Raw genomic sequence first — 12,210 nt, forward strand, 5'->3', positions numbered from 1 at the left:
CCGCGCCGGGCAGAGCAGTCCGGGCCGGGCGACCGACAGGGCGGTCGGACGCGGCTGCGGCGTGGTGAAACGCGGCCGCAGCGCGGGGAGCCGGGCCCGGAGCGGGCGGAGGAGCCGCCCGAGACGTCCAGCAGACGGTCCCGGAACGGTCACGAATGCATCCCGACATCCGATCAGCGCTCCCCTCATGTGGACAGATGTCGCCGGGGGAAGCATTCTCGGAGCATGAACGAGCGCACCACGCCGCCCGACGCCGACGTCGCGGGGCAGGACCCGACCCGCCCCGAGGGGGCTCCCCGCACCGGCGAGCCCCTGATCTCCGTGCGCGGGGTCGACAAGTTCTTCGGCGACTTCCAGGCGCTGAAGGGCATCGACCTCGACATCCACCGCGGCGAGGTCGTGGCGCTGATCGGCGCCTCCGGCTCCGGCAAGTCGACCCTGTGCCGCTGCCTGAACCGGCTGGAGACGATCACCGCCGGGGAGATCACCATCGACGGGGAGCGGCTGCCCGAGGAGGGCCGGGAGCTCACCCGCCTGCGCGCCGACGTCGGCATGGTGTTCCAGAGCTTCAACCTCTTCCCGCACCTCAAGGCGATCGACAACGTGACCCTCGGCCCGCGCAAGGTGCGCGGCGTGCCCAAGGCCGAGGCGGACCAGCAGGCGATGGAGCTGCTGGAGCGCGTGGGCCTCGCCGACAAGGCGAACGCCCTGCCCACGGCGCTGTCCGGGGGCCAGCAGCAGCGCGTGGCGATCGCCCGGGCGCTGGCGATGAAGCCGAAGGCCCTGCTCTTCGACGAGCCGACGTCGGCCCTGGATCCCGAGGTGATCAACGAGGTCCTGGACGTGATGGCCGAGCTCGCGGAGGCCGGGATGACGATGCTCGTGGTCACCCACGAGATGGGCTTCGCCCGCCACGTCTGCGACCGCGTCGTCTACATGGACGCCGGCGAGATCGTCGAGGAGGGCGAGCCCGAGCAGTTCTTCACCTCTCCCCGCAGCGACCGCGCCAAGGCGTTCCTGTCCAAGATCCTCGCGCACTGATCCCGGCGCACCCCGCCCGCTGCGCGCACCGACCCCCACAGTCCCCACCGAGAGACCGGAGAGATCCATGACCCCCACGAGCTTCCGTCCCCGCCGCCGCGCGCTCGTCGCCGCCGCGGCCGCCCTGCCCCTCGTCGGCCTCGCCGCCTGCGGCTCCGACACCGGCGACGGCCCCGACCTCGGCAGCAGCGGCGGCTCCGACGGCGGCGGCGAGGGCTCGGCCTTCGCCGACGTGATCGCCTCCGGCCCCGTCGCCTCCGAGGACGCGATCGCCGGCAGCGCCTGGGCCGCCGCGATCAAGGAGAAGGACCAGCTGATCCGCGGCGGCACCGTCGCCAACCAGGTCTTCTCCCTCGCCTCGACCACCGGCGGGCAGCCCACCGGCTTCGATGCCGGCATCACCCAGCTGCTGGCCAAGTACATCCTCGGCGAGGGCGGCGAGGAGAAGGTCGAGTACATCGACACCACCGTCGAGACCCGCGAGACCCTCGTCCAGAACGGGACCGTGGACTGCGTGATCGCGACGTACTCGATCACCCCCGAGCGTCTCGAGGTCATCGACTTCGCCGGCCCCTACTACCTCTCCGGCACCGCCATCCAGGTGCGGACTGAGGATGCGGAGTCGATCTCCGGGCCCGAGGACCTCACCGGCAAGAAGGTGGTCACCCAGGCGAACTCGACCGGCATCCAGGCCGCGGAGGAGTTCATCCCGGACTACGACGCCTCCCTCGTCCAGACCCTCCCGGACAACGAGTCCTGCGTCGCCGCGCTCAAGCAGGGCCGGGCCGACGCCTACGTGCTCGACCAGGGCGTGCTGCTCGGCAACTCCGCCGCGGACCCCGAGGTCACCGTCGTGGGCGAGCCCTTCGTCGACGACCCCTACGGCGTGGGCCTCGCGAAGGACAGCGAGGGCGCGGTCGACTTCGTCAACGCCTTCCTGCAGGAGATCATCGACTCCGGCGCCTGGGAGAAGCTGTGGACCGCCACGATCGGCGAGGTCATGGACACCGAGGCCCCCGAGCCGCCCACCCCCGGCGACCTCCCCTCCTGATCGGCTGAGCCGCCCGGCCGACGGGCGGGCCGCCGGCCCGGCGGCCGATGAGCCGCCCGCAGGCCGGGCGCCGGCCCGTCGGCCGCCCCGATCTCCCGTCCCCCGATCGCACTGAGAGGCCCCTGATGGATGCCATCCGCGAGAACATCCCGCTGCTGCTGCAGGGCATCGGGACGACCGTCGCCCTGACGGTGCTCGGCTACGTGTTCGCGCTCGTCGTCGGCACCGTGATGGCGGTGGCGCGGGTCAGCCCGATCCCGCCGTTGCGCTGGGCGGCGACCGTGTACGTCGAGATCTTCCGCAACATCCCGCTGCTGAGCCTGCTGATCCTCATCTCCTTCGGCCTGCCGGACGTCGGGCTGCGCCTGCCCTACTTCTGGTGCGGCGTGCTGGGGCTGACCCTCTCGTCGGCCGCGTTCGTGTGCGAGAACGTGCGCTCGGGCATCAACACCGTGCCCGTCGGCCATGCGGAGGCGGCCCGCTCGATCGGGCTGGGGTTCTTCGGCACGCTGCGCCACGTGGTGCTGCCGCAGGCGTTCCGCTCGATGGTGCAGCCGCTGGTGAACGTGTTCATCGGCACCGTGATCGGCTCCGCGCTGTGCTCCGCGATCGCGGTGCAGGAGGTCACCTGGGTGACGCAGACGCTGAACATCCGCTACGCCCAGGCGGTGCTGATGTTCCTCATCGCGGGCGCCGTCTATCTCGTCCTCTCCCTCGGCGGCGCGGCGCTCGGCGGGGCGATCGAGCGGGCCGTCTCCCCGGGCGGTCGCGACCGCTCGCGCGCGAGCAAGGCGCTCGACGTGACGGCAGGAGCCCAGGCATGAGTGCTGCGGGTCGACGAACTGCGAGGAACGAGCGGGAGGAGATGCGCTCGATGGGTTCCGCGGGTCGACGAACTGCGAGGAACGAGCGGGAGGAGATGCGCTGATGAGCACGAGCGCCACCCAGGTCCTCTTCGACGCGCCCGGTCCGAAGGGCCGTCGGCGCATCCTGCTGCTGTCGGTCCTCAGCGTGGTCGCGATCCTCGCGCTGCTCGCGGGGGCGCTGTGGCAGTTCCAGTCCAACGGCCAGCTCGACCCGGGCAAGTGGATCGTCTACCTGCGGGTCGACTACCTCGCCTTCCTCGGCCAGGGCCTGTGGGGAACCCTCAAGGTCACGGCGCTCGCCGCCGTGGTCGCCTTCCCGCTCGGCCTGCTGCTGGCGCTGGCGCGCCTGTCCCGCTTCCGGGTGCTGAGCACGCTCGCGGCGGTGTGGATCGAGTTCTACCGCGGCATCCCGATGCTGCTGGTGGTCTACGCGTTCCTGCTGGCCCTGCCCGCCTTCGGCGTGACCTTCCCGCGGTTCTGGATGCTGGTGATCCCGATGATCCTGGTCTCCTCCGCCACCACGGCCGAGGTGTTCCGCGCCGGGATCAACGCCGTGGACCGCGGCCAGCACGAGGCGGCCGCCGCGATCGGGCTCTCGCGGCGCGATGCGATGGCCTCGGTGATCCTGCCGCAGGCGGTGCGCCTGGTGCTGCCGAGCCTCATCCTCGCCCTGGTCACGCTGCTGAAGGACTCGACCCTCGGATACGTGGTCAGCTACAACGAGCTGCAGTTCCAGGGCAAGACGCTCGTGTCGATCACCCGCTACCTGGTGCAGACGTACCTGGTGGTCTCGGTGATCTACATCGTCATCAACTTCCTGCTCACCCGGATCGCGCTCGCGCTGGACGCGCGGATGAAGGCCCGCGCCGCCGCGGGCTGAGCGCGGCGGGGCGGGCTTCGGCCGCACCGGCTCGTCCCCTCCCTCGATCCGTCCCGTAGGGCGACCGGCGCGACCGCTGTCCCATCGGCCGCCCCGCCCTCGCCCCCTCCAGGAAGGCCTCTCCCATGTGCCGTCTGCTCGGCGTCGTCTCCCGCGGCGCGCTCCCGCTGCCCGAGGTGGTCCCCGGCGAGCTGCCGCTGTTCACGGCGCTCTCCGAGCGGCACAAGGACGGCTGGGGCGTGGCCTCGTATCCCGCGGGCACGGGGGCCGACGGGGGCGACGACCCCGCCCCGATGCTCCCGCTGCTGCGCCGCGGCACCGACACGGCCCTCGCCTCGAACGACTACGGGGAGGCGGTCGCGGAGGCGCGCGGCGAGGTGATCGTGGTGCACCTGCGTCGGGCGAGCGTGGGCCTCGCGCTGACCCCCGAGAACACCCACCCCTTCGTCGAGGGGGAGATGACCTTCAGCCACAACGGTCAGTTCGACCTCTCCGACGAGCTGCGCGAGCGGATCCTCGCTCGCGGCGGCCGCGCCCCGCTCGGCACCACCGACTCCGAGCTGTTCCTCTCGCTGGTCACCGCCAGGGCGGGCGAGCTCCCGCCGCGGGAGGGGCAGACGGACTGGGCGCTCGCGATCCAGCACGCGGCCGCCGAGCTCACCGCGCTGACCACGGAGCTCTTCGGCCGCCCGCCCGAGTCGCTGAACTGCCTGTTCACCACGCCCGGCGTGCTCGTCGCCTTCGCCCAGCACGATCCGCCCCAGGCCCCGGCCGATCAGCCGGCGGAGGTGTACGACCTGCGCTGGCGCGCCGACCACGACCGGGTGCTCGTCTCCTCGACAGGCTACCCGCAGGCGGGCTTCGCGACCCTCGCACAGGGGGCGGCGCTGACCGTGCACCGCGGCAGCCTCCGCGTCGAGGAGCATCCGCCGCTGGGTCGGTGAACGCGGCGGACCGAACGGCCTGGCGCGACCCCGCGCGTCGGGCCACTCGATAGGGTTGGTGCCTCCGGCAGTGACAGCTCGTCGGCCCGACCGCCCTGGGAGGCCCCGTGATCGGTTTCGAGAACGTCCGCAAGGAATACCCGGGAGGGACGCTCGCCGTCGAGGACTTCTCCCTCGAGATCGCCTCCCACGAGGCGGTCGCGCTCGTGGGCACCTCCGGCTCCGGCAAGACCACCCTCATGCGCATGATCAACCGGATGGTCGACCCCACCTCCGGGCGGGTCACGATCGACGGCGAGGATGTCGCGGGGATGGATCCCGTCGCGCTGCGCCGCTCCATCGGCTACGTCATGCAGGCCTCGGGCCTGCTGCCCCACCGCACCGTGCTGGACAACATCACCACCGTCCCCGTGCTGCGCGGCACCGCGAAGGGCGAGGCGCGTGAGCGGGCCCGCGAGCTCATGGACACCGTGGGCCTGGACCCGGAGCTCGCCTCCCGATATCCCGCCCAGCTCTCCGGCGGCCAGCAGCAGCGCGTCGGCGTCGCCCGCGGCCTCGCTGCCGACCCGAACATCCTGCTCATGGACGAGCCCTTCGGCGCCGTCGACCCGATCGTGCGCGAGGAGCTGCAGAGCGAGCTGCAGCGCCTCCAGCGCGATCTGCGCAAGACGATCGTCTTCGTCACCCACGACATCGACGAGGCCTTCCGCATCGGCGACCGCGTCGTGATCCTCCGCCCCGGCGGCCGGATCGCCCAGGTCGGCACCCCGCAGGAGATCCTCGCCGACCCGGCCGACGACTTCGTGGCCAGCTTCGTCGGCGCCGACCGCGGCACCCGCACCCTGCACGTCGAGCATGTCGACGGCCGCGACGTCGTCGTCGACGCGGACGGGCGCGCCGCCGGGGTGCTCGCCGGCGCCCCCGCAGGTGGCGGGAATGGCTCGAGCGGGAACGGCTCGAGCGGGACCGGCTCGAGCGGGACCGGCTCGCATCGGGCCGACGGGGGCCATGAGGGCGAGCGCGGGCAGGAGCCGCCCCGGTGAGCTGGGTCCTCGACAACCTCGACGTGATCGCGGGATACACCGGCGCGCACCTGGTCCAGGCGCTGCCGCCGATCCTGCTCGCCCTCCTCCTCTCCCTCCCGCTGGCGAAGCTCGCGAACTCCCGCGGCTGGCTGCGCACCGGCGTGACCACCACCTCCGGGCTGATGTATGCGATCCCGTCCCTGCCGCTGTTCGTGCTGCTGCCCGGGCTGATCGGGACCGGCGTGCGCAGCCCGCTGAACATCGTGATCGCCCTGACCCTCTACGGCCTCGCGCTCATGGTCCCCACCGCCTCCGACGGCTTCCGCTCCGTCTCCCGCGACGTGCTCGGCTCCGCGACCGCGCAGGGCTACGCCCCCCTCGCCCGCTTCTGGCAGGTCGAGCTGCCGCTGGCCGGACCGGTGCTGCTGGGCGGGGTGCGGGTCGTCGCGGTCAGCACGATCTCGCTGGTCACCGTCGGCGGTGTGCTCGGCGTGCCGAGCCTGGGGATGCTGTTCGTGGACGGGGTGCGGCGAGGGATCGTCGCAGAGATCGCCGCCGGCGTCGTCGCGACCGCCGCACTCGCGCTGCTCACCGATGCGCTGCTGGTGCTGCTGGGCCGCCTGCTGATGCCCTGGCACCGCGGACGGGAGGGGAGCAGGCCGTGAACGAGAACCCCTTCGCCGGAGCCTTCGAGTGGCTCTCCGACCCGGCGCGCTGGACCGGGCCGTCCGGGATCCCCCTGCGCACCGCCGAGCACCTCGGCTACACCGCGCTCGGCGTGCTGGTCGCTGCGCTGATCGCCGTGCCCGTCGGGCTGTACGTCGGCCACACCGGCCGGTTCAAGGGCCTCGCCGTCGGCGCCGCGGGCGCGGCCCGCGCCCTGCCCACCCTGGGCCTGGTGACCCTGTTCGCGCTGCTGGTCGGGATCGGGCTCACCGCGCCGCTGCTCTCCTTCGTGATCCTCGCGATCCCCTCGCTGCTGGCCGGGGCCTACTCCGCCGTCGAATCGGCGGACCCCGCCACCGTCGACGCCGCCCGCGCCCAGGGCATGACCGAATGGCAGATCCTCACCCGGGTCGAGCTCCCGCTGGGGATGCCGCTGCTGGTGGGAGGGGTGCGCGGCGCGACCGTGCAGGTCGTCGCCACCGCCATGCTCGCCGCCTATGTGGGCAGCGGCGGCCTGGGCCGATACATCTTCCAGGGCCTCGGCTCCCAGGACTATCCGCAGATGATCGCCGGGTCACTGCTGGTCATCGTGCTCGCCCTCGTGCTCGACCTGGCCCTGCTGCTGCTCCAGCGCGCGACCGCACCGCGCGGGACGGCGGCAGCATGACCACCGCTGACCACGCCGAGCCCGCCCGCCTCGCGGACCCGGTCCGGCACGCCGGCGGCCACAGGTCCGTCCGGTCATGGGCGTCTGGCGTGCCTCTATGCCTATATAGGCATGGAGGAACGCCACACGCCCGCAGTCGACCGTCCCCCGCCGCGTCACCGCTTCACGAACTGCCTCCCGCCGCCCGCACCACCCCAGGAGAACCCTCATGAGCATCCACAGCACCCGTCGTCACCTGCTGGGCGCCCTCGGCGCGGGCGGGCTCGCCCTCGGCGCCGCCGCCTGCGGCAGCTCCGACCCCTTCGAGGAGGAGGGCGGCAGCTCCGGCTCCGCCGGCGGCGGCGAGGCTCCCGCGGGCGCGCTCGCCATCGGCTCCCAGGCCTACTACTCCAACGAGATCATCGCCGAGCTGTTCGCGCAGGTGCTCGAGAAGGCGGGCTTCACCGTCGACCGCCAGTACCAGATCGGTCAGCGCGAGGTGTACATGCCCGAGCTCGAGGCCGGGTCGCTGGACCTGCTGCCCGAGTACCTCGGGAACCTCCTGCAGCACTACCAGCCCGACGCAGGCTCGGCGAGCCCCGAGGAGATCAGCTCCTCCCTCGAGGAGGCCCTGCCGGAGGGGCTGCGCGTGCTCTCCTTCGCAGAGGCTTCCGACCAGGACTCCTACACCACCACCTCCGACTTCGCCTCCACGCACTCCCTCAGCACGATCGGCGACCTCGCAGGCGTCGAGGAGGACTTGAAGATCGCCGCGAACAGCGAGTTCGAGACGCGGCCCTACGGCCCCGAGGGCGCGAAGGCGGTGTACGACGTCGACATCGCCGTGGTGCCCGTGGAGGACTCCGGCGGTCCGCTGACCGTCCAGGCCCTCCTGGACGGGGACGTCCAGCTCGCCGACATCTACAGCGCCGATCCCTCCATCGCCGAGAACGACCTGGTGGTGCTCGAGGACCCCGAGTCGATGATCCTGCCGCAGAACGTGGTCCCCGTCGTCTCCGAGAAGATCGACGAGCAGGCGGCCGAGGCGATCGAGGGAGTGATCGCCGAGCTCAGCGCCGACGACCTCGTCGAGCTGAACCGGCAGAGCGTCGTGGACCAGGCCTCCAGCGCCGACATCGCCACCGGCTGGCTGACCGAGAAGGGCCTGCTCTGATGCGCATCGTGGTCACCGGCGCGAGCGGGAAGGTGGGCGGCGAGGTCGCCCGCCTGCTCCACGGGGCGCCCCGGGGTCACGCTGCGCCTGGTCGGCCGGAGCCCCGAGCGCCTCCCCGCGCTCGAGGGCGTCGAGCAGGCACAGGCCGGGTTCGGCGACGCGGACGCCTGCGCCGCCGCCTTCGACGGGGCCGACGCGCTGCTGCTGGTCTCCGCCGGCGAGGCCGCCGACCGGCGAGACCAGCACCGGACCGCGATCGATGCCGCGGCCCGGGCCGGGGTGCGGCACGTGGTCTACACATCCTTCCTCGGCGCGGCCGACGACGCCGGCTTCACCCTCGCCCGCGACCACCGCGCGACCGAGGACATGCTGCGCGGCTCGGGGATGGCCTGGACGTTCCTGCGCGACAGCTTCTACGCCGACGTGCTGCTCGACTTCGCCGGCGACGACCGGGTGATCCGCGGCCCGGGCGGCACGGGCCGCTGCGCCTTCGTCGCCCGCCGCGACGTGGCCGAGGTCGCCGCCCGGATCCTGCGCGACCCCGCCCCCTACGCCGGCCGGGCGCTGGACCTGACCGGCCCGGTCGCGGTCAGCCTCGCCGAGGCGGCGCTGCTGATGACGCGCGCGACGGGGGAGGAGTACGAGTACGTCGACGAGACGATCGCCGAGGCCCGCGCCTCCCGCGCCCCCTACGGCGCACCGGACTGGCAGGTCGAGGCGTGGATCAGCACCTACACCGCGATCCGCGACGGCGAGCTCGACCTCGTCTCCGGGCACGTCCAGGAGGTCCTGGGGCGGGCGCCGCTCGGCCTCGAGGAGGCGGTCGCCGACCCGCTGTGAGCGGGGGAGGGGCTCCTCAGCCCGGGCTCACCGCGCCGAGCCGGCGCGAGATCGCGTCGGCCGCGGCACGGGTCCGGGCGGCGAGCTCCGGGAGCTGCTCGGCCCCGGCGCGGTAGAACGGCGCCGCGAGGAGCACGGCGCCGGCGACCTCCCCGCGGTGGTCGCGCACCGGCGCGGAGAGGGAGACCTCGTCCTCGGAGGTCTCGCGGTCGTTGAGCGCGTACCCCTGCTCCCGCACCCGGGCGAGCCGCTCCATGTAGTCGCCGGTCTCCCAGCCCTCCTCGAGACGGATCGTGCCGGCGACGACCAGGGCCTCCGCCTCGGCGGGCTCGAGGGCTGCGAGGAGCACCTGCACGGTCGAGCTCAGCGCCGTGCGGTAGTGGCTGCCGAGCACCGAGGTGTGCTTGATCTGGTGGCGGCTCGGGACCTGCTCCACCGTCACCGACGCCGCGCCGTTCCAGACCGCGAGCGCGGAGGTCTCCCCGGTGCGCTCGGCGAGGTCCTGCAGGTCCTCGAGCGCGACCCGGCGCACGTCGAGCTCCGCCAGCAGCGGTCCGGCGACCGCGATCAGGCCGAGGCCCAGCCGGTAGCGGCGGGAGGCCTCGTCGCGCTCGACCACGCGTTCCTGCTCGAGGGTCGACAGGATCCGTGAGACGCTCGACTTGTGCAGGCCGACCTGCTCGGCGATCTCGGTGACGCCCTGCTGGGGATGCTCCACGGTGAAGCAGCGGATGATCCGCAGGACGTTGACGATGACGGAGGCGCCGCGGCCGCTCTCGGAGCGCTCCTGCTCGTTGGTGCTGGTCATCCTCGGATCCTATCGGCGCTGTCGTCCCCGGGGGCCTCGCAGCGGGAGAACGCGTCGCCAGAGGTCTCGTCGCGCGCGGCCGACGCAGCGTCGCGGGCGGCGAGGGCCTTGCGTTGCGAGCCGAGGCCGCTCATGTCGAAGTGCCCCCTCGGCCCCCGTGCCACCTGCACCTGCAGCGGCTCGTCGCCCTCACAGGCCAGGTCGTGCTCGACGCCGGCCGGGGCGCGCAGCGCGTCCCCGGGTCCCAGCGGATTCGTCTCGCCGTCCTGGCGGATGCGGGCCCGGCCGGAGAGGACCAGGTAGATCTCCTCGAGCGCCGGCTCGTCATGCGCGTGCATGCCCTCGTAGGCGCCGGGCGCGAGGGTCCAGGTCTGCAGCGCGACGGGCAGCTGCGAGCTGCCGGCGAAATGATGGCAGATGCGCAGGTCGCCGGTCCCCTCGTGCAGGGTGTGCGCGAACTCGTGCTCGCCGGCCCGCTCGACGGGGCCGTCCGACTGGTCGAGGGCTGCGGGCCGGTGCTGCGGTGTCTCCGGGCTGCTCATGCGGGGCTCCTGGGGTCGGGGATCGGGCCGGCAGGCGGTGAAGATGGTCGTGAGGCGGCTCAGGGCGTACCAGTACGCCTATATAGGCGTAGTGGCACGCCCAGCGCCCATGACCGATCATGCCGCTCTGGTCGGATCGGGGCGGGGCAGCACGGGCGGGTCGGGCGGGTGCGGCGGGGACGAGGACGCCGGCCGGCATCGTCCGCGGGTGCGGTGATGCCGGCCGGCGTCCCCTGTGCCTGATCAGGCAGGGATGATGTTGTGCTCCGGGCCGAAGGGGAACTTCGTGATGTTCTCGGCGCCGTCCTCGCCGACCACGAGGATGTCGTGCTCGCGGTAGCCGCCCGCGCCGGGCTGGCCCTCGGGCACGGTGATCATCGGCTCCATCGAGACGACCATGCCCGGCTCGAGCACGGTGTCGATGTCCTCGCGCAGCTCCAGGCCGGCCTCGCGGCCGTAGTAGTGCGAGAGGACGCCGAAGGAGTGGCCGTAGCCGAAGGTGCGGTTCGGCAGCAGGCCGTAGCCGATGTAGATCTTGTTCAGCTCATGGGCGATGTCCTTGCACACGGCGCCGGGCTTGATCAGCTCGATGCCGGCGCGGTGCACCTCGACGTTGATGTTCCACAGACGCAGCGACTCCTCGTCGGGCTCGCCGAAGAACAGCGTGCGCTCGAGGGCCGTGTAGTAGCCGGTGGGCATCGGGAAGGCGTTCAGCGACAGGATGTCGTGCTCCTGCACCTTCCGCGTGGTGGCCCAGTTGTGGGCGCCGTCGGTGTTGATGCCGGACTGGAACCACACCCAGGTGTCGCGCACCTCGCGGTGCGGGAAGGTCTTCGCGATCTCGCGGGTCATGGCCTCGGTGCCGGCCAGCGCCACCTCGAACTCCTGCACACCGGCGTGGACGGCGTTCTTGATCGCCTCGCCGCCGAGGTCGCCGATCCGTGCGCTCTCCTTGATCACCGCGATCTCCTCGGCGGACTTGATCATGCGCTGGCGCATCGCGTCCTGGGAGACGTCGACCAGCTCGGCGCCGGGGAAGGCGTCCTGGAGCCGGCGGAGGATCTGCAGCGTGACGGTGTCGTCCTCGATGCCCAGGCGCTTGGGGTCGGTGATCCCGCGCTGCGCCAGGGCCTGCTGGAGCGCGTAGTAGAAGTTGTCGCGGTTCCAGTCGGTGTAGACGATGTTCTCGCCGTAGCTGGTGCGCCAGGGCATGCCCGCGTCGATGTTCGCGGTGATGGTGCAGGTGTCGTCGGCGGTGACGACCATGCCGTAGGAGCGGCCGAAGTACGTGAACAGGAAGTCCGAGTAGTACTTGATGCCCTGGTAGCTGGTGAGGATCACGGCGTCGAGGTTCTTCTCGGCCATGATCCTGCGCAGCCCGCTGAGGCGGCGCTCGAACTCGGCGTCGGAGAAGGTCAGCTGCTGCTTCTCGCCGTTGTGGAGGACCTTGAGGCGCTCGAGGTCGTTGACGGAGGTTGCGGTGGTCGCGGTCATGATTGTCTCCTTCGGCGGGGCACGGCACGGTATGTGGCCTTGGTGGTTGCCTTGAGTGCAACCCTGTTGCGCCAGTGTTGCGCGTGAGGGGCGTCACGTCAAGCGGTTCGGGGAGGAAGTTGCTGACCCGTGATGGTGGGGCGGGCGGAGGCGGGGTCGGCGATGCAGACGGGGCCGACGGGGCCGCCCGGCGGACGACGAGCCCCGCGCCTCGCCCGAGGCGGACGCGGAGC

The 12,210-nt window shown here is 72.3% G+C and carries 13 protein-coding genes; 10 read left to right on the top strand and 3 right to left on the bottom strand.

The features are described from left to right. Positions 1–225 precede the first annotated feature (225 nt). From HMPREF3159_RS04550 to HMPREF3159_RS04595, 10 genes are all read left to right on the top strand, one after another. A complete protein-coding gene (locus tag HMPREF3159_RS04550) occupies positions 226–1,041 on the top strand; it encodes an amino acid ABC transporter ATP-binding protein (protein WP_070499873.1) in 816 nt (271 codons plus the stop codon). A 67-nt stretch (positions 1,042–1,108) separates the two neighbouring features. Beyond that, positions 1,109–2,092, top strand: a complete 984-nt coding sequence (locus HMPREF3159_RS04555; RefSeq protein ID WP_070499874.1) for a glutamate ABC transporter substrate-binding protein — start codon at positions 1,109–1,111, stop codon at positions 2,090–2,092. A gap of 125 nt (positions 2,093–2,217) precedes the next feature. Then, positions 2,218–2,916, top strand: a complete 699-nt coding sequence (locus tag HMPREF3159_RS04560; RefSeq protein ID WP_010549189.1) for an amino acid ABC transporter permease — start codon at positions 2,218–2,220, stop codon at positions 2,914–2,916. Positions 2,917–3,019: 103 nt separating this feature from the next. Then, entirely contained in the window at positions 3,020–3,838 is an 819-nt protein-coding gene (locus HMPREF3159_RS04565) for an amino acid ABC transporter permease (protein ID WP_070499875.1), read from the top strand. A 125-nt stretch (positions 3,839–3,963) separates the two neighbouring features. Then, a complete protein-coding gene (locus HMPREF3159_RS04570) occupies positions 3,964–4,782 on the top strand; it encodes a class II glutamine amidotransferase (RefSeq protein ID WP_070499876.1) in 819 nt (272 codons plus the stop codon). 107 nt (positions 4,783–4,889) lie between these two features. Continuing rightward, positions 4,890–5,825 (top strand): ABC transporter ATP-binding protein, encoded by a 936-nt coding sequence (locus tag HMPREF3159_RS04575; RefSeq protein WP_070499877.1) that lies wholly within the window; start codon positions 4,890–4,892, stop codon positions 5,823–5,825. Next, positions 5,822–6,472 (top strand): ABC transporter permease, encoded by a 651-nt coding sequence (locus HMPREF3159_RS04580; RefSeq protein WP_070499878.1) that lies wholly within the window; start codon positions 5,822–5,824, stop codon positions 6,470–6,472. Before HMPREF3159_RS04575 ends, HMPREF3159_RS04580 begins: the two co-directional genes overlap by 4 nt. Continuing rightward, positions 6,469–7,140, top strand: a complete 672-nt coding sequence (locus HMPREF3159_RS04585; protein ID WP_070499879.1) for an ABC transporter permease — start codon at positions 6,469–6,471, stop codon at positions 7,138–7,140. Before HMPREF3159_RS04580 ends, HMPREF3159_RS04585 begins: the two co-directional genes overlap by 4 nt. A 208-nt stretch (positions 7,141–7,348) precedes the next feature. Further along, positions 7,349–8,293 carry an ABC transporter substrate-binding protein gene (locus tag HMPREF3159_RS04590; RefSeq protein ID WP_070499880.1) on the top strand — a complete coding sequence of 315 codons (945 nt, stop codon included), beginning with the start codon at positions 7,349–7,351 and terminating at the stop codon, positions 8,291–8,293. Between the two features lie 87 nt (positions 8,294–8,380). Beyond that, positions 8,381–9,133, top strand: coding sequence for an NAD(P)H-binding protein (locus HMPREF3159_RS04595; RefSeq protein ID WP_371441690.1), 753 nt, complete (start codon positions 8,381–8,383; stop codon positions 9,131–9,133). Positions 9,134–9,149: 16 nt separating this feature from the next. Here HMPREF3159_RS04595 and HMPREF3159_RS04600 read toward each other — a convergent pair whose 3' ends face one another. The 3 genes from HMPREF3159_RS04600 to HMPREF3159_RS04610 all read right to left on the bottom strand — a co-directional run bounded on the left by HMPREF3159_RS04600 (position 9,150) and on the right by HMPREF3159_RS04610 (position 11,977). Then, positions 9,150–9,941, bottom strand: a complete 792-nt coding sequence (locus HMPREF3159_RS04600) for an IclR family transcriptional regulator (RefSeq protein WP_070499881.1) — start codon at positions 9,939–9,941, stop codon at positions 9,150–9,152. Then, positions 9,938–10,483: a cupin domain-containing protein gene (locus HMPREF3159_RS04605; RefSeq protein ID WP_070499882.1), complete on the bottom strand. Its 546-nt coding sequence runs from the start codon at positions 10,481–10,483 to the stop codon at positions 9,938–9,940. The genes HMPREF3159_RS04600 and HMPREF3159_RS04605 overlap by 4 nt, the downstream gene beginning before the upstream one ends. A 243-nt stretch (positions 10,484–10,726) precedes the next feature. Next, positions 10,727–11,977, bottom strand: coding sequence for an aminopeptidase P family protein (locus HMPREF3159_RS04610; RefSeq protein WP_070499883.1), 1,251 nt, complete (start codon positions 11,975–11,977; stop codon positions 10,727–10,729). Between the last annotated feature and the right edge of the window lie 233 nt (positions 11,978–12,210).

The sequence above is a fragment of the Brachybacterium sp. HMSC06H03 genome (assembly GCF_001807385.1).
GTDB classification, from domain to species: domain Bacteria; phylum Actinomycetota; class Actinomycetes; order Actinomycetales; family Dermabacteraceae; genus Brachybacterium; species Brachybacterium conglomeratum.